This window comes from Seonamhaeicola sp. (genome assembly GCF_028281565.1).
Classification (GTDB): domain Bacteria; phylum Bacteroidota; class Bacteroidia; order Flavobacteriales; family Flavobacteriaceae; genus Seonamhaeicola.
The window spans coordinates 1-17453 of sequence record NZ_JANQJQ010000043.1 but is presented as its reverse complement, the minus strand read 5'-3'; the positions used below and the strand labels follow the sequence as shown (position 1 = coordinate 17453).

At 37.8% G+C, this 17453-nt stretch carries 13 protein-coding genes; 9 read left to right on the top strand and 4 right to left on the bottom strand.

Annotated elements, in window-relative coordinates; genetic code table 11:
* Positions 1–300: 300 nt before the first annotated feature.
* The 4 genes from Q0983_RS17430 to Q0983_RS17415 all read left to right on the top strand — a co-directional run bounded on the left by Q0983_RS17430 (position 301) and on the right by Q0983_RS17415 (position 4401).
* Positions 301–783, top strand: a complete 483-nt coding sequence (locus Q0983_RS17430; RefSeq protein WP_299556166.1) for a DUF6265 family protein — start codon at positions 301–303, stop codon at positions 781–783.
* On the top strand, positions 784–2118 hold the full coding sequence (locus tag Q0983_RS17425; protein WP_299556165.1) for a M28 family metallopeptidase: 1335 nt from the start codon (positions 784–786) through the stop codon (positions 2116–2118).
* A gap of 62 nt (positions 2119–2180) precedes the next feature.
* A complete protein-coding gene (locus Q0983_RS17420) occupies positions 2181–3821 on the top strand; it encodes a M1 family metallopeptidase (protein WP_299556164.1) in 1641 nt (546 codons plus the stop codon).
* A 4-nt stretch (positions 3822–3825) separates the two neighbouring features.
* On the top strand, positions 3826–4401 hold the full coding sequence (locus tag Q0983_RS17415) for a YdeI/OmpD-associated family protein (protein ID WP_299556163.1): 576 nt from the start codon (positions 3826–3828) through the stop codon (positions 4399–4401).
* Here the strand turns inward: Q0983_RS17415 and Q0983_RS17410 are convergent, their stop codons facing one another.
* The 3 genes from Q0983_RS17410 to Q0983_RS17400 all read right to left on the bottom strand — a co-directional run bounded on the left by Q0983_RS17410 (position 4402) and on the right by Q0983_RS17400 (position 7876).
* Positions 4402–5862 carry a magnesium chelatase gene (locus Q0983_RS17410; RefSeq protein WP_299556162.1) on the bottom strand — a complete coding sequence of 487 codons (1461 nt, stop codon included), beginning with the start codon at positions 5860–5862 and terminating at the stop codon, positions 4402–4404. It lies immediately after the preceding gene.
* A 218-nt stretch (positions 5863–6080) separates the two neighbouring features.
* Positions 6081–6440 (bottom strand): endonuclease domain-containing protein, encoded by a 360-nt coding sequence (locus Q0983_RS17405; protein WP_299556161.1) that lies wholly within the window; start codon positions 6438–6440, stop codon positions 6081–6083.
* A 308-nt stretch (positions 6441–6748) separates the two neighbouring features.
* Entirely contained in the window at positions 6749–7876 is a 1128-nt protein-coding gene (locus Q0983_RS17400; RefSeq protein ID WP_299556160.1) for a VWA domain-containing protein, read from the bottom strand.
* A gap of 105 nt (positions 7877–7981) precedes the next feature.
* Between Q0983_RS17400 and Q0983_RS17395 the strand changes: the two genes are divergently transcribed.
* Positions 7982–11194 (top strand): hypothetical protein, encoded by a 3213-nt coding sequence (locus Q0983_RS17395; RefSeq protein ID WP_299556159.1) that lies wholly within the window; start codon positions 7982–7984, stop codon positions 11192–11194.
* Between the two features lie 149 nt (positions 11195–11343).
* On the opposite strand, the gene Q0983_RS17390 is transcribed toward Q0983_RS17395, so the two are convergent.
* Positions 11344–12021 carry a Crp/Fnr family transcriptional regulator gene (locus Q0983_RS17390; protein ID WP_299556158.1) on the bottom strand — a complete coding sequence of 226 codons (678 nt, stop codon included), beginning with the start codon at positions 12019–12021 and terminating at the stop codon, positions 11344–11346.
* Positions 12022–12128: 107 nt separating this feature from the next.
* Here Q0983_RS17390 and Q0983_RS17385 point away from each other — a divergent pair, with 107 nt between their 5' ends.
* The 4 genes from Q0983_RS17385 (at position 12129) to Q0983_RS17370 (ending at position 17384) form a co-directional block, all read left to right on the top strand.
* Complete coding sequence (locus tag Q0983_RS17385) at positions 12129–14504, top strand: heavy metal translocating P-type ATPase metal-binding domain-containing protein (protein ID WP_299556157.1); 2376 nt, start codon at positions 12129–12131, stop codon at positions 14502–14504.
* A 288-nt stretch (positions 14505–14792) separates the two neighbouring features.
* Positions 14793–14978, top strand: a complete 186-nt coding sequence (gene ccoS, locus Q0983_RS17380) for a cbb3-type cytochrome oxidase assembly protein CcoS (protein ID WP_299556156.1) — start codon at positions 14793–14795, stop codon at positions 14976–14978.
* Positions 14979–14987: 9 nt separating this feature from the next.
* Complete coding sequence (gene ccoN, locus Q0983_RS17375; RefSeq protein WP_299556155.1) at positions 14988–17180, top strand: cytochrome-c oxidase, cbb3-type subunit I; 2193 nt, start codon at positions 14988–14990, stop codon at positions 17178–17180.
* Between the two features lie 18 nt (positions 17181–17198).
* On the top strand, positions 17199–17384 hold the full coding sequence (locus tag Q0983_RS17370; RefSeq protein ID WP_299556154.1) for a CcoQ/FixQ family Cbb3-type cytochrome c oxidase assembly chaperone: 186 nt from the start codon (positions 17199–17201) through the stop codon (positions 17382–17384).
* Positions 17385–17453: the final 69 nt, after the last annotated feature.

Below are 17453 nucleotides of genomic sequence, written 5' to 3'. Positions count from 1 at the left end.
AGGTGACTAATTCAAATCTAAAAACGTTTCATTTTACTTCTTGAAACGTTTTTATTGTTTCATGTGCTTATTTTATTGTTTTATCGGTCATACTTCGGCTAAGCTCAGTACAGGCATGTAACCCTGGATGATTAAAATAATTGTTTCCTTGTATGTTAATAATTATTTTAATCATGTCGGTTTCATTATCTTTAGTTTTTAAAGTATAAACTCAACATATTAAAAATTAAGATTTTAAATGTGTCCGCGTCTTGAGCATATCAAACGTCATAATAATATATAACCTTAAAATATAGTATTATGAAACATTTTCTTGCGATTGCAATAACAGCAGTTACTTTTTTTTACGGCCTGCCCTGTAAAGCACAAACCGAAAAAACATTAGAACCAAAATTAGAAAATATTGCCTGGATTTCCGGTAACTGGAAGGGGGAGGCTTTTGGAGGCATTACTGAAGAAAACTGGAGTGAACCTTCTGGCGGGTCCATGATGGCAACTTTCAAATTAATACATAATAACAACGTCTCTTTCTATGAAATTGAGATCATCAGACAACTTGAAAATACGTTAATACTTCAATTGAAACACTTCCACAACGACCTAAAAGGTTGGGAAACCAAAGATGAAACCGTCGATTTTCCGTTAAAGTATATCACTAAAAACAAAGTCGTTTTTGAAGGTATGACCTTTGAAAAGGTAAATGATAATGAAATGAACGTATTTGTTGACATGCATGAAAAGGACGGGACAGTAAATACTATAAAATTTAATTATACCAAATAGATGAAATATTATTTTCTAATCGTTGTTATGACCACTACGATTTCATTTTATGGTCAATCAAACACTCAACTTTATGAAATCATTGATGCCGTTTCGGCCCAAAGCATTGAAAAAGACATTCAAACTTTGGCTGATTTTGGTACTAGAAACACTTTTAGCGACACCATATCCGAAACCAGGGGCATTGGTGCCGCAAGGCGCTGGATAAAACAAGAGTTTGAAACCATATCAAAAAACTGCAATAATTGTTTGGACGTTTTTTATCAAAAAGATTTTGTTACCAAAGAAGGTAATGACAGAGTCCCTCATGACGCCTGGGTAGTAAATGTTGTGGCTGTCCAGCGTGGTACTAAATATCCTAACAGGTATGTCATTATGAGTGGTGATATTGATTCCAGGGCCAGTAATACAATGGATTTCACCATAGATGCTCCGGGTGCTAACGATAACGCCTCGGGTATGGCAGGGACAATGGAGGCAGCCCGTGTTTTAACGAATTACAAATTTGAAAGCAGTATTGTTTACGTTGGTTTATCAGGTGAAGAACAAGGCTTATTCGGTGGTGCCGGCTTAGCCAATTACGCCAAAGAAAATAACTGGGATATTATTGGGGTTTTGAACAATGATATGATTGGAAATATTAAAGGCGTCGATGGTGTGATTGACAACCGGACCTTTAGGATTTTCTCTGAACCGGTGCCTCCTACTGAAACGGAGCGCCAACGAAAAATGCGCCGCTTCTTTGGCGGTGAAGTGGATGGTATTTCGCGTCAGTTAGCACGTTACATTCATAAAACCACACGAACCTATATGCCTGAAATGAATCCTATGATGGTATACCGATTAGACAGGTTTGGCCGTGGCGGGCACCATCGCCCGTTTAATGACTTGGGATATGCCGGCGTGCGAATTATGGAGGCTCATGAGAATTACAACCAGCAACACCAGGATATCCGTGAAGAAAACGGGATTAAATACGGGGACGTTATTGAACATGTCAATTTTGACTATGCTAAAAAACTAACCGCTGTCAATGCCATCAATTTAGCAAGTTTAGCCTCTGCGCCTCCGGCGCCGGATAAAGTTGCCATTGGAGGTATTGTGCAACCATCGGCCAAATTTAAATGGGACAAGGTTGACGGTGCTACTGGTTATAAAATCTACTGGAGAGACACCACCTCTCCCACCTGGGACCATAGCAAATATGTTGGTAACGTTTCAGAATATACTTTAGATGGCATTGTTATTGACAATTATTTTTTCGGTATTGCATCGGTTGGAGAAAACGGATATGAAAGTGTGGTAGCCTTTCCCAATGCTGTTTTCAGGGATTAAACATTAAGTAAATATTAACTAAAAACTTTTGGCTTTTAGGTAATTTTGAGAAAATTCATTGTATGAAGACTTTTTTACTTTCCTTCCTCTTAGCGCTATTGTCATTTGGTTTTACCAATGCTCAATTACTATCCGAAAAGGAAAATTTCACAAGACAAGACACTTTAAGAGGTTCCGTTACTCCGGAGCGTGCCTGGTGGGATTTAACCTATTATCATTTGGATATTAAAGTTGATCCGGATAAAAAATTCATTTCCGGCAAAAATACGATTCAGTATAAAGTTTTAAAGCATCATTCGGTTATACAGATAGACTTGCAACCACCTTTAAAACTGACTAAAGCTATTCAAAATGGCGAAGCATTAGCAATTGAACACGATGGCAATGCTCATTTTATAACATTGAATAAACCTCAGGATGTGGGAACCGTCAATGCATTAGATGTATACTATGAAGGTAACCCCAGAGAAGCCGTTAGAGCACCATGGGATGGTGGTATATCCTGGGATAAAGATGATAACGGCAACCATTTTGTGGCATCGTCATGTCAGGGTTTGGGCGCCAGTGTTTGGTGGCCCTGTAAAGATCATATGTCCGATGAAGTTGATAGCATGCTCATTAGTGTAAACGTCCCAAAAGACCTAACGAATGTTTCTAACGGAAGATTGAGAAGTGTTGAACAATATGGAGATACTAAAACTTACCGCTGGATAGTTAAAAATCCCATTAATAACTATGGCGTCAATATCAATATAGGAGATTATGTGAATTTCTCCGAAGTCTATGATGGCATGGCGGGACCTCTTGATATGGACTATTATGTTTTAAGAGATAACCTTGAAAAAGCTAAAGAACATTTTAAAGATGCCCCTAAAATGATGAAAGCTTTTGAGCACTGGTTTGGCCAATATCCGTTTTATGCCGATAGTTTTAAACTGGTAGAAGTGCCTTACCTGGGAATGGAACACCAAAGTTCTGTGACCTATGGTAACCAGTATAAAAAAGGCTATTTGGGAAATGATCTATCAGGAACGGGCTGGGGTTTAAAATTCGATTTCATTATCATTCACGAAGCCGGTCATGAGTGGTTTGCCAACAACATCACCAATAAAGACATTGCCGATATGTGGATACATGAAAGCTTTACGGCCTACTCTGAAAATCTGTTTTTAGATTATTACTACGGTAAACAAGCTTCAGCTGAATATGTTATCGGAACCCGAAGAGCTATTAGAAATGACCGCCCTATTATTGGGCATTACGACGTTAATCATGAAGGCTCCGGAGACATGTACTATAAAGGTGCTAATATGTTACACACATTAAGACAGCTCATTGAAGACGATGAAAAATGGCGTAAAATATTAATTGGGTTGAATACAACGTTTTATCACCAAACAGTAACTACCCGGCAAATAGAAGATTATATAAGCGAACAAACAGGTTATGACTTAACCGAATTTTTCAACCAGTATTTAAGAACAACTAAAATTCCAACTCTGGAATACCAAATTGATGGTAAAAACCTAAAATACCGCTGGACCAACATTATTGAAAAATTTGATATGCCTGTTCAGATTAAGGTCAATGATAAAGAACAGTGGTTATATCCTAAAGCAAAATGGCATACACTTGCTATTGAAAACCCAATTGAATCTTTTGAAGTTGACCCTGATTTTTATGTAGAATCTAAAAAACTTTAAACGTGTGAAAGATTTACCGGAACTTTATTTTGAACGCGATACCGATTGGTATGACTGGCTTTTAAAAAATCATGATAAACATGATGCTATCTACCTCATCTTTTACAAGCTCGAAGTGAATATTCCCACCATGCGATGGGAAGAAGCCGTTAAAGTGGCACTTTGTTTTGGCTGGATAGATTCCACTGTAAAAAGCTTAGGTAATGGTAAGCGCCGGCAATATTTCTGCAAAAGAAACCCGAAAAGCAATTGGAGTGCCCTTAATAAACGTTATATACAAGAACTTGAACAAACAGGGTTAATTCATGAGTCCGGTTATAGATCTATTGAAATTGCAAAACAGAATGGTAGTTGGACAGCTGCTGATGCCATTGAAAATGAGATCATACCGGAAGCCTTACAGGAAGCTTTTGACAAAAATCCTGAAGCCTTTGAAAACTATAAAAACTTTTCAAAAGGCTACAGAAAAGGGTATCTATCCTGGGTGTATAGTGCCAAACGGCAAGAAACCAAACAAAAACGAATTTCAGAAATTATCAGGCTTTGCAAAGCCAATGTTAAAAGCAGAGGCAACTATTAGTTAAATCCTGCTAATAAAACTCCCATACGGATCTTTAAACTTCATACCTTTTGAAAATCTATGTTTACTCAACTGCTTGTATTCTGCCAGGGCCCAAAGCACAAATTCTTTAACAAAAAAGCTGTCCTCTCTTTTTAAATTAGGTTGATATTTCCCCAGCAGATCATCGAGAGGTGTAATATTTTCCAGGAGCCCCTGGTATTCTTTATCCCTTAAATCATCCAGCAATTCAAACCCCTCTTTTTGATTAAAAAACCACGATATAATATCATCATATGGTGTTTCTTCGTCCTGCTTTTTCAGTTTTTCAATTTTTGGAAAGTACTCCGAAAACAAACTTTTTACCGCTTCACCAATTAAATTATAAGCAATTACAGCTGCACCCTCCTGCTCGCCTTCATATACCAATTCTACTTTTCCCGTAATGGAAGGAATCACACCAACAAAATCACTCAACCGCAATATGGTATTTTCATCTCCTGCCAATAAGGCTCTGCGTTCTGCCGTACTCAATAAATTTTCAAAAGCTGTTATACTCAATCTCACACTGACGCCACTCTTGATATCTATATAGTCACTTTCTCGAGCTTCAAATACGATTTGCTCTAACAGGTCCTTGGCCAAATCGGGAACCATAACATGGGCTTTCTGACTTTCCACTAAATTGGCTTCCTGCGCTGTAATTAAACGTGCTGTTTCTATATCCTCCGGGTAATGCGTTAATATTTGTGACCCAATTCTATCTTTTAATGGGGTGACTATACTACCCCGGTTGGTATAATCTTCGGGGTTTGCTGTAAATAAAAATTGAATATCCAAAGGTAACCTGACTTTAAACCCTCTTATTTGAATGTCACCTTCCTGCAGAATATTAAATAAGGCTACCTGAATTCTGGCCTGTAGATCGGGTAATTCGTTGATCACAAAGATACATCGGTTTGCTCTCGGGATCATACCGTAATGAATCACGCGGTCATCAGCATAACTTAATTTTAAATTTGCTGCTTTAATAGGGTCCACATCTCCAATAATATCGGCTACCGTAACATCAGGAGTAGCTAGTTTTTCCGCAAAACGTTCGCTTCTATGTAGCCAGGAAATCGGGGTATCATCTCCTTTTTCTTTAATTAATTCAATGGCATATCTGGATATTGGGTTAAAAGGGTCATCATTCACTTCAGAGCCCCCTACAAAAGGGATATATTCATCCAGTAAATTCAACATCAAGCGTGCCAGGCGTGTTTTTGCCTGCCCCCGTAATCCAAGTAAGTTAATATTGTGCCGTGACAAAATAGCGCGCTCTAACTCGGGTATTACGGTATTTTCATAACCGTGAACACCTTCAAAAGCGGTTTCTTTATTTTTTATTTTTTCAATAAGGTTATCCCGTAATTCGTCTTTGATTGACTTTGATTGATATCCCTCTTTTTTTAATGCTCCTAGTGTTTTGATGTGTTTCATATGTCGCTCCCTTTTTAAAAGCTTGATTTTTCTGCTGTATCTTCTTTATTTTTCAACCCTCCGAATTCCGATCACTATCGGAATCCACCTCCCTTAAAAATAAGGGAGGAGCCGAAACTATTTCAAGTTTAAGCCTTTTGATTACTCTTTGGCTCTCCTCTTAAATTTAAGAGGAGAATGAATTTCGATTTTCATTAAAATCGGAAGAAAGAGGAGTTTTATTTAAAATTATCCCTTATTTCCATAAACACCGATGCTAAATTTTCAAATATCATTTTATTTTCAAATCTAATCACTGTATATCCGAGCTCTTCTAAAACTCTTGTCCTTTCCCTGTCCCTTTCCTCTGCCAAGGTATTAGTATGCCCCTCTCCGTCCAGTTCTATTATTAATTTTTCTTTTGCACAATAAAAATCAACAATATAATTCTTAATACTATGCTGTCTATTAAATCTTCTTCCCTCAAACTGTCTGGCTTTTAAATGTTTCCATAAAAAAGCCTCTGCAGGAGTTAGGGTCTTTCTTAAGTCAGCTCGTTTTTCTTTTAAATGTTTTAATGTGTGTATCTTTTTCTTCATTTATTTTAAACCCTCCGAATCCCGATTATCATCGGGATCCACCTCCCTTTTAAAAAGGGAGGAACTGGTGTTATTACAATTTTACCTCTTTTAACGACTCACCCCTTTTTTTGCTCTCCTCTTAAATCTAAGAGAAGAATGAATTCCGATTTTCTTCTAAAATCGGAAGAAAGAGGAGTTTTATTTAAAACTACCCTTTATTTCCATAAATACCAATGCCAAGTTTTCAAATACTATTTCATAAACCCTCCGAATCCCGATTGCCATCGGGATCCACCTCCCTTTCAAAAAGGGAGGAGCTTTAACTACTAGCCTTTTATTCTCTTTTTTCTATTAGTTTCATAATCTTCAAAGATCATTTCTCCAAGCCCTTTTATGCCAGTATAAAAAGCTTTCCCCTGATTTGCATAAGTAAACTCCCTAACAAACTGCATTAGGTATTCGTCTCTTGCAATCATAAAAGTAGTTATGGGAATATGTAGTTTTCGTGCCTGTTGCGCCATCATATAACATTTATTAACTATATGTGTGTCTAAGCCCATGCTGTTTTTATAATACTGCCCATCCGGTAAACGCAAACAGCTTGGTTTACCATCGGTAATCATAAAGATTTGTTTATTGGTGTTTCGTTTTCGTCGCAGCAAATCCATAGCCAATTGTAATCCGGCCACTGTGTTCGTATGATAAGGACCTACTTTTAAATAAGGCAGATCTTTAATGTCTATCCGCCAGGCATCATTGCCAAAAACCAGAATATCTAAAGTATCTTTAGGATAACGTGTTGTAATTAACTCTGCCAATGCCATTGCTACTTTTTTTGCAGGCGTAATCCGATCCTCGCCATACAAAATCATGCTGTGGCTGATATCTATCATTAATACCGTACTCATTTGAGACTTGTGCAACGTTTCTTCAACCACTAAATCGTCTTCAGAAAGTGTAAAATCTGAAATACCATGATTAATTTGAGCATTTTTCAGGCTTTCGGTCATAGAAACCTTATCCAAAGCATCCCCGAATTGGTAACTCCTAAAATCCCCGGTATGCTCATCACCTATTCCAGGACTTTTACTTTTATGATTACCCTGCCCGCTACGTTTTATTTTTCCAAAAATCTGATCTAAGGCCTGTTGACGAATGGCCCGTTCGGTTTTTGCGGTAATGGCAAGTGTACCATTTCCATCCGGGTCAATCTCTTCTCTTAAATATCCTTTCCTTTTTAAATCTTCTATAAAATCTTCAATGGTATAATCAGGCGTAGTTAATTCGTATTCCTTATCCAATTCTCTTAACCAGCTAATGGCTTCCTCAAAATCACCGGAAGTGTGGGTTATTAATTCCTTAAAAATCTCAAAAAGTGTATCAAAAGGTGATTTATGAGGTGCTTCATAAGTTTTAAAAACGAACCCTTTTCTAAAAGTTTTATTAGTATTCATAGCCCTATAAAAATACCACTTTTATACCATAAGTGTTTAACATTAACATCTATTTAGATTATCTTGTTATAAGTTTTCATTATTTTCGAAAAAAAATTAACAAAAATGAATAAAACACCTTTTTTCGCCTTACTGTTTGTTTCTTTTTCGCTCTTTAGTCAAACACTTTCCATGGAGTTATTAAAAAATATGACCCCTCGAAATATAGGTCCTGGTGGTATGTCCGGCAGAGTTACAGCCATAGACGTGGTAAACTCAAACCCCGATATCATTTATGCCGGAACGGCTTCAGGCGGTTTATGGAAATCTACTTCCGGAGGTATCAAATGGGAACCCATTTTTGACCGGGAGGTAACGGCATCCATTGGAGCTGTTGCTATCCAGCAATCCAATCCAAGCGTGATTTGGGTGGGTACCGGTGAAGGCAATCCAAGAAACAGTCTGAATGGTGGTTATGGTCTTTACAAATCACTTGATGGCGGAAAAAACTGGATACTGATGGGATTAGAAAAAACACGTCATATCCACAGGGTTGTAATAGATCCAACAAACCCAAATACTGTTTATGTTGCTGCTATTGGTTCGCCCTGGGGAGCCCATCCGGAACGCGGTATTTATAAAACTACCGATGGTGGCAAAACCTGGAATAACGTTTTATTTATAAATACCAAAACAGGCGCTGCCGATTTGGTTATGGATCCCACCAACCCAAACAAATTAATTGCCGCCATGTGGGAACATAAGCGAGACCCCTGGTTTTTTAATTCCGGGGGGAAAGGCTCCGGTTTGCACATAACTCATGATGGCGGACAAACCTGGAAAAAAGTAACGGATGAAGACGGCTTTCCAAAGGGTGACCTGGGGCGTATCGGTATTGCCATTGCTCCTAATAAGCCGGACATCATTTACGCTTTGGTTGAAGCCAAAAAGAACGCTTTATATAAAAGTGAAGACGGTGGTTTTAAATGGAAAAAAATTAATGATAAAAAGGATATAGGAAATCGTCCGTTTTATTATTCCGATATTTTTGTGGACCCTCAAAATGAAAATCGGGTGTATTCAGTTTTCACATACGTTAATGTAAGTGAAGATGGTGGCAAAAATTTCAGGCAACTTATGCCCGCCTATAATGTTGATAATGGTATACACCCGGACCATCATGCCTGGTGGATTCATCCAACCAATGGTAATTATATGATTGATGGTAATGATGGTGGCCTGAACATCACCAAAGATGGTGGCAAAACCTGGCGATTTATCGGAAACCTTCCTTTGGCTCAATTTTATCACATCAGTGTAGATAACGATATTCCCTATAATGTTTATGGAGGCATGCAGGATAACGGCTCCTGGAAAGGGCCCGCTTATGTATGGAAACAACAGGGTATTAGAAATTCATACTGGCAGGAAATTAGTTTTGGTGATGGTTTTGACGTAGTACCCGATAAAGAAGACTCCAGGTTTGGCTGGTCCATGAGCCAACAAGGTTCCGTGGTTAGATATGATTCTGAAACCGGTAATAACTATACAGTAAAGCCAACCCATCCGGATGGAAAAACTAACCTGAGATTCAATTGGAACGCCGCTATCAGTATGGACCCATTTGATTCTAACACCATTTATTTTGGGAGTCAGTTTGTTCATAAATCTACTGATAAAGGGCTTACCTGGACCATCATTTCAGATGATCTAACCACCAACGATCCAGAAAAACAAAAGCAAAGCGAAAGTGGAGGCCTGACCATGGATGCTACCGGTGCAGAAAATCATTGTACCATTCTGGTAATAGAACCTGCTCCACTGGAAAAAGGCCTGCTTTGGGTTAGTACGGATGACGGACGTGTACACATAACCAGAAACGGTGGCGAAAGTTATACGGAAGTCACTAATAACATTAAAGGCTTACCAGCAGGAAGTTGGATTCCTCAAATAAGGGCCTCCAATAAAAATAAAGGAGAAGCTCTCTTAATTGCTAATGACTACAGACGTTTTAATTATACACCTTACGCCTATAGAACCAAAGATTATGGAAAAACCTGGACACGGATTGTAGACGGCAATGATGTTAAAAGTTTTACGCTTTCCATAGTTGAAGATCTGGAAGACCCTAATCTATTATTCTTGGGAACAGATGACGGTTTATACCTGTCTTTAAATGCCGGTGAAACCTGGACAAAATGGACCGAAGGGTTCCCTACCGTATCGGTAAAAGATTTAGTCATACATCCCAGAGAACATGACCTGATTATTGGAACTTTTGGTAGAGCCGCCTGGGTTTTAGATGATATCAGACCTCTAAGAGCTATAGCTAAAAACAAACAAATTCTCAATCAAAATCTAGAGTTATGCGAACCGCCCACAGCCTATTTAGCAGCTTATCAACAACCTACAGGAAGTAGGTTTGGAGGTGATGCCCTATATAATGGTAACAACAGAAAACAGGGTGTTCAAATATCTTATTATGTAAAAATTGATAAAAAGGAAAAACCGGAAGAAGAACAGGATGAGGAAGGAGAGAAAGAAGAGGAAGATGATGAGAACCTGAAACAAGCTCAGGTGAAATGGGATTCCTTAACCATGAAAATTTATAACGATGACCGGTTGATCAGGACTTTAAAACAAAAAGCGCCTAAAGAAAGTGGTATCCAAAAATGGATCTGGCTTTTAAACGAGAAAGGTTCAAACAAAGCATCCAGAACAATTAACAAAAACGCTAAAGAACCCAGCGGCGTCAAAGTTAAACCGGGAACATATAAGATTGTCTTACATTTTGGAGATCAGACTTCGGAAGAAATGATTACCGTTAAACCTGATCCGCGCTTAAATAAATCTGAACGTGCTATTAATGACGTTTACAATGCGCTTAAAGATGTGGAAAAAATGTCTCAAACCGTTGCAGATGCTGTTAAGCAATTGGTTGAGAGCAAACAAATTGCCGAGACCTACCAATCTGAGTTAAACAAATTGGATAAAGATAAATACAAAGAGCGTATCAATGCTTCAAAAGAGATCATTAAAAGTATTGATAAGTTATTGGACATGTATTTAGGTAAAGTTGATAAAAGACAAGGCATCACCAGAAATCCGGAAATGACCGTTACCAGGAGCATTAATATTGCCAATAGTTATATCAAATCAAGACAAAACGGATTAACGAATACGGAAACAACATTAATCGATCATGCAGAAAAAGCTGTTAAGGAAGGTTTAGAAAAAACTAATGCATTTTTTATTGGTGAATGGAATCCATATAAAAACGCCATGGAAAATATAAATGCATCACCATTTAAAAAGGTCAAAACTTTTACATTAGATTAAAGAAAAGGTCTAAAAAGTATAAAAATCTGTCATTCTGTCCCGATAGCTATCGGGATCAGAATCTAAAAGCATTGATTTTCAACACACGTTTAGAATCTGAAACTAGTTCAGATTGACAAAAATGTGACTTTTTAGACCTTTTTCCAGGTTTATTCAACCCGCTTAAGCGCCTCTATGTCTTTAATCTTTATATGTTTTCCAACAGTAGAAATTAATCCTTCTTTTTTAAACTGCGACAACACCCTAATAGCAGACTCAGTAGCTGTACCTACAATATTGGCAAAGTCCTCTCTGGAAAGTAATACACTCAATGTTCCGTCAGGATTGACACCAAAGCTATCATGAATGTAGATTAAAGTTTCTGCCAAACGCTGTCTCACAGACTTTTGTGCCATATTCACAATAACATCATCGGCTTCCTTTAAGTCTCTGGCCATATCCTTAAGTACATCAAAAGTAAAATCAGGATTCTTATGAAGGTCGGCTAAAATTTCGTTCTTCGGTATAAAACAAACCTCCATATCATTTAAGGCCGTAGCCTGCAGATTGGATCGTTCTTCACTAACAATTGAACGTTGTCCTAACAAATCACCTTTCACAACCATTTTTACAATCTGGTCTTTTCCGTTCGCACTCAATTTTGTGAGTTTACAAATACCATCTTTAACACAATAAACGCCATTTAACATGTCTCCTTCTTCAAAAATGACCTCGCCTTTTTTTATCGTTCTGGAAGTTTTACAAGCTGAAATTCGCACTAATTCCTCTTTAGTCAATGCTTTAAGAGAATTGAACTGTTTAATAATACACTGTTCACATTTACCCATACCTAATATTATTCAAGTTGTGTAAAAATACATAAAACATGACAAATATCATATTTAAACATTAGTCAATTTATGACTTTTGTCATAGGTAAAAATGAGCAAATATTATGGAGCATAGATCATGTTTCCACTGTGGGTTAGATGCTACATCTTCCGAGATTATTTATGATAATAAATCGTTTTGTTGTAATGGTTGTAAAACCGTTTATGAGATTTTTTCTGAAAACGATCTGACTTGTTATTACGACTTACAAGAAGCCCCGGGAGCAACCCCTAAGGAAGTTGCCGGGAAATACAATTTCCTGGAAAACGATAAAATTGTTGAGCAGCTTTTAGAGTTCAATAGTGATGACACTAAAATAGTCAACCTGTACATTCCGCATGTTCATTGTAGTTCCTGTATATGGATTTTAGAAAATCTAAATAAACTAAATGCAGCTGTTGGTTCCTCCATAGTAAACTTTGGAAAGAAAACCGTTAGAATTACTTATAATCCCCAAAAAATAACCTTAAAAGAATTAGTTATTTTACTAAGCAGTATTGGTTATGAACCTTATATAAGTTTAGAAGATTACAGTGTTGGCAAAAAGAAAACAGACCGGTCTTTAATTTACAAATTAGGAGTTGCAGGCTTTGCTTTCGGAAATGTCATGTTCTTATCCTTTCCGGAATATTTTGAAGTGGGCGAATATTGGTTGGAACAATATAAACACCTATTTAGATGGCTTATGTTCGCTTATAGTTTACCTGTAGTTTTCTATTCAGCGCAAGATTATTTTATTTCGGCATATAAAGGACTCAAATCTAAAATTTTGAATATTGACGTGCCTATTGCTTTAGGTGCTGCTGTCTTATTCATCAGAAGTAGTATTGAGATCATGCTCGATACCGGTTCCGGTTTCTTTGACAGCTTAACTGGTTTGATCTTCTTTTTATTAGTTGGTAAATTTTTCCAGCAAAAAACCTATTCATTTTTGTCATTTGAACGCGATTACAAATCGTATTTCCCCATTGGGATCACCAAAATCACTTCTGAAGGCAAAGAAGCATCCATTCAGGTTTACGATATTAAAAAAGGCGATAGATTACTCATTAGGAATGAAGAACTTATTCCTGTTGACTGCATTTTAATTAAAGGAAATGCCAGAATAGATTACAGCTTTGTTACCGGGGAATCCAAAACCGTTGCCAAACAATCCGGTGATAAACTTTTTGCCGGCGGAAAGCAGGTTGAAGGGAATATTGAAGTAGATGTTTTAAAATCTGTGGAGCAGAGTTACCTCACTCAACTTTGGAGTAACGATGTGTTTAAAAAAGATAAAGCATCCTCCTTTACCACGCTTACCAACCGTATTAGTAAAAATTTTACCATTACCATTTTACTTATTGCATTGATAGCAACAGGTTATTGGCTTTTAAATGACTCCAGTAAAGCCATAAACGTGTTTACCGCTGTGTTGATCATTGCCTGCCCATGTGCCATAGCCCTGTCTGCTCCGTTTACTTTCGGTAATATTTTGCGTATTTTGGGCAAAAAGAAATTCTACCTGAAAAATGCCAGTGTTATTGAGCAACTGGCTAAAATAAACACCATAATTTTTGATAAAACCGGGACTATTACATCCAATAAAGAGTCGTCTATTAGCTATGATGGTAAAACACTTTCTGATTCCGAAGAAACACTGTTAAAAAGTACATTGCGCGGTTCTAACCATCCGTTGAGCAGATCTCTGTATGAACTTTTAAACGGCCATGATATTGTCACACTTGATGATTACCGGGAACACACCGGTAAAGGTATTGAAGCTCAATACAATGATGAATACATTAAAGTTGGGTCGGCACCTTTTGTGGGACATACTTCTGATACTGCAACTTTAAACACCACGGTACATGTAAGCACCAACAACCAATATAAAGGCAAGTTCACATTTTACAATGCCTACAGAAAAGGCTTATCACAACTTTTCAATACACTCAAAAAAGATTATGATCTGGCCATTTTATCGGGTGACAATGAAGGAGAAAAAGAGAACTTAACCAAGTTGTTGCCATCTAAAACCAAGTTATTATTCAATCAGAAACCGGAAGATAAACTGGAGTACATAGAATACCATCAAAGTGAGGGTGCTAATGTGTTAATGATCGGAGATGGGTTGAATGACGCCGGAGCTTTGGCGCAAAGTAATGTTGGTATTGCTATTTCTGAAAATGTGAATGTGTTTTCACCAGCCTGTGATGCCATTTTGGATGCTTCAAAGTTCAATGAACTGACCAATTATTTAAAAATATCAAAATCGGCGATAAAAATTATAAAATGGAGTTTTGCGCTCTCATTCATCTATAATATTATCGGGCTTTATTTTGCAGTTACCGGGCAACTAGCACCGGTGGTGGCTGCTATTCTAATGCCTTTAAGTTCTATTAGTATTGTAGTGTTTACAACTATTTGTACTAACAGTATTGGTAGAAAGTTGGAATGAACTGAAAACGGTTTTAGCAGATAGTTGCGTTAGGGATTGCAGTGGTATCCTTTTTTGAGATTACAAAAGTCCGTCATTACGAGGAGGTACGACGAAGTAATCTCTTTCCTTTTAAGAGATTGCCACAGGTAATTAGAAATTACCTTCGCAATGACAAACAAAAAAGATATAGCGGAAAGCCCGACCAGAAGGGGAACGCCCAAGTAAATATTAAATAAGTAAACATGATAATTGTCATGTTTTAAGAATGTATATGAAAGTACTTTTGACCCGTAACTTCAATTAGGTATGAGTGTTATATATATTTTATTAGCTATAAGCATTATTGTAGCTGTAGGTTTCTTTATAGCTTTCATTTTGGCCGTTAAAAGCGGGCAATATGATGATAGTTATACACCTTCGGTACGGATGCTTTTTGAGGACGAAATCATAAAAGAAGAATCAGATAAATCAATACTAACCAAAAAAGATTAACAACTAATTATGGAGATGCAACAATTTCATTACGATAATAAAATCGTTACAAAGTTCATTTACGCCACAATAATTTTTGGGGTAGTTGGTATGCTGGTAGGGTTACTACTGGCATTTATGTTTTTATTCCCCAACCTTACGGATGGTATTTCGTGGCTTAGTTTTGGTAGAATAAGACCATTGCACACCAATGCTGTTATTTTTGCCTTTGTGGGTAATGCTATGTTTGCCGGGGTTTATTACTCCCTGCAGCGTTTACTAAAAACCCGTATGGCAAGTGACCTCTTAAGTAATATAAACTTCTGGGGGTGGCAAATAATAATTCTGGCCGCAGCAATTACCCTGCCTTTAGGTATTACGACTTCTAAGGAATACGCCGAACTGGAATGGCCCATAGACATTGCCATTGCATTGGTTTGGGTGGTTTTTGGTGTGAACATGATCTGGACCATTTTAAAACGTAGACAACGTCACTTATACGTTGCCGTTTGGTTCTACATTGCCACCTTTGTTACCGTTGCGGTACTCCATATTTTTAACAGTTTAGAATTACCGGTAAGTGCCTTAAAAAGTTATTCGGTTTATGCCGGTGTTCAAGATGCCTTAGTACAATGGTGGTACGGACATAATGCCGTGGCATTCTTCCTGACAACACCATTCTTAGGGTTGATGTACTACTTTGTACCAAAAGCAGCTAACAGACCGGTGTACTCCTATAGATTGTCTATTGTACACTTCTGGTCATTGATCTTTATATATATATGGGCCGGACCTCACCACTTATTATACACGGCTTTACCGGAATGGGCTCAAAACTTGGGTGTTACATTCTCTGTGATGTTATTAATGCCTTCCTGGGGTGGTATGATCAACGGTTTATTAACCTTACGCGGTGCCTGGGATAAAGTTAGAACAGATCCTGTTTTAAAATTCATGGTCGTAGCCATTACCGGTTATGGTATGGCAACCTTTGAAGGTCCCACCTTATCACTTAAAAACGTCAATGCCATTGCACACTTTACCGACTGGATCATTGCTCACGTACATGTTGGAGCACTAGCCTGGAACGGATTTATGGCCTTTGGTATGATTTATTATTTAGTGCCAAGATTATTTAAAACAAAACTACACTCGATACCATTGGCTAACCTGCATTTCTGGTTAGGAACTTTAGGTATTATTATATACGCCTTACCTATGTACGTTGCCGGTTTCACGCAAGCAAGTATGTGGAAACAGTTTAATCCTGACGGCACATTGGTTTACGGTAACTTCTTAGAAACGGTTACTGAGATTATCCCAATGTACTGGATGCGTGCTATTGGAGGTACCTTATTTGTGATTGGTTTACTTATTTTAGTTTATAATATATGGGTAACCATTGCCAATGGTAGCAAAGTTGAAGATGAATTAGCTGAAGCACCTGCTTTAGAACGTGTTACCAAAAGACGTACGGCTGGAGAAGGATGGCATACCTGGTTAGAAAGAAGACCCGTCCAATTAACATTATTGGCAACCGTAGCTATTTTAATTGGTGGTATTATTCAGATCGTACCGACTATTATGGTGAAGTCAAATATTCCGACAATTGCCAGCGTGCAACCCTATACACCACTTGAATTGGAAGGTAGGGATATATACATACGGGAAGGTTGTGTGAGTTGCCACTCGCAGATGATCCGACCATTTAGAAGTGAGGTTGAGCGCTACGGCGAGTACTCTAAAGCCGGTGAATTTGTTTATGACCACCCGTTCCTTTGGGGAAGTAAACGTACCGGTCCTGATTTACACAGGATAGGTGGCAAATATAATGACAACTGGCACTTTAATCATATGTACGATCCACAAAGTACTTCCTCCGGTTCTATCATGCCGCGCTACCCGTGGTTAATAACCGGTAAGAGCAGTACTCTGGATAAATCTCAGACCGAAGCAAAAATGCGTACCATGGTATCTTTAGGGGTGCCTTATACAGATGATGACATTGCCAATGCACAGCAAAGTATGTTGGACCAAGGAGCACAAATAGAAGAGAACTTAAAAACAGACCCGGACTTTGCCACAAACTATGAAGCGGATAAAAAATATGCTTCTGATAATGGTGAGGAGTTTGTAGAAATGAGAAACAGGGAGATTGTAGCGCTAATAGCTTATTTACAGCGCCTGGGAACTGATATTAAAGTTGAAACCGCGCAGAAATAATCATCAAAACCAGAAACTATGTTAAAATTTGTAAAAAATCATATGGAGAGTATCACGGGGGTGGAGATTTATCCAATCATCTCGTTACTTATCTTTTTTATCTTTTTTGTAGTACTGTTTTGGTGGGTATTTACCGCAAAAAAAGACTACATAAAAACTGTTAGTAATATTCCTTTAGACAACCAAAACGACGACACATTATGAGAAAGTTAGTTCCATCTTGGGTAAGAGTACCCGTAGTATTCTTCATCATCTTCGGAGTTGTAGAATTCT

What these genes read in the sequence shown, in the direction of transcription:
- Q0983_RS17395 (WP_299556159.1), top strand. Translation starts at nt 7,982, where the DNA reads ATGAATAAAACACCTTTTTTCGCCTTACTGTTTGTTTCTTTTTCGCTC.
- Q0983_RS17385 (WP_299556157.1), top strand. Translation starts at nt 12,129, where the DNA reads ATGGAGCATAGATCATGTTTCCACTGTGGGTTAGATGCTACATCTTCC.
- Q0983_RS17410 (WP_299556162.1), bottom strand. Translation starts at nt 5,862, where the DNA reads ATGAAACACATCAAAACACTAGGAGCATTAAAAAAAGAGGGATATCAA.
- ccoS (WP_299556156.1), top strand. Translation starts at nt 14,793, where the DNA reads ATGAGTGTTATATATATTTTATTAGCTATAAGCATTATTGTAGCTGTA.
- Q0983_RS17420 (WP_299556164.1), top strand. Translation starts at nt 2,181, where the DNA reads ATGAAGACTTTTTTACTTTCCTTCCTCTTAGCGCTATTGTCATTTGGT.
- Q0983_RS17370 (WP_299556154.1), top strand. Translation starts at nt 17,199, where the DNA reads ATGTTAAAATTTGTAAAAAATCATATGGAGAGTATCACGGGGGTGGAG.
- Q0983_RS17430 (WP_299556166.1), top strand. Translation starts at nt 301, where the DNA reads ATGAAACATTTTCTTGCGATTGCAATAACAGCAGTTACTTTTTTTTAC.
- ccoN (WP_299556155.1), top strand. Translation starts at nt 14,988, where the DNA reads ATGGAGATGCAACAATTTCATTACGATAATAAAATCGTTACAAAGTTC.
- Q0983_RS17425 (WP_299556165.1), top strand. Translation starts at nt 784, where the DNA reads ATGAAATATTATTTTCTAATCGTTGTTATGACCACTACGATTTCATTT.
- Q0983_RS17405 (WP_299556161.1), bottom strand. Translation starts at nt 6,440, where the DNA reads ATGAAGAAAAAGATACACACATTAAAACATTTAAAAGAAAAACGAGCT.
- Q0983_RS17400 (WP_299556160.1), bottom strand. Translation starts at nt 7,876, where the DNA reads ATGAATACTAATAAAACTTTTAGAAAAGGGTTCGTTTTTAAAACTTAT.
- Q0983_RS17390 (WP_299556158.1), bottom strand. Translation starts at nt 12,021, where the DNA reads ATGGGTAAATGTGAACAGTGTATTATTAAACAGTTCAATTCTCTTAAA.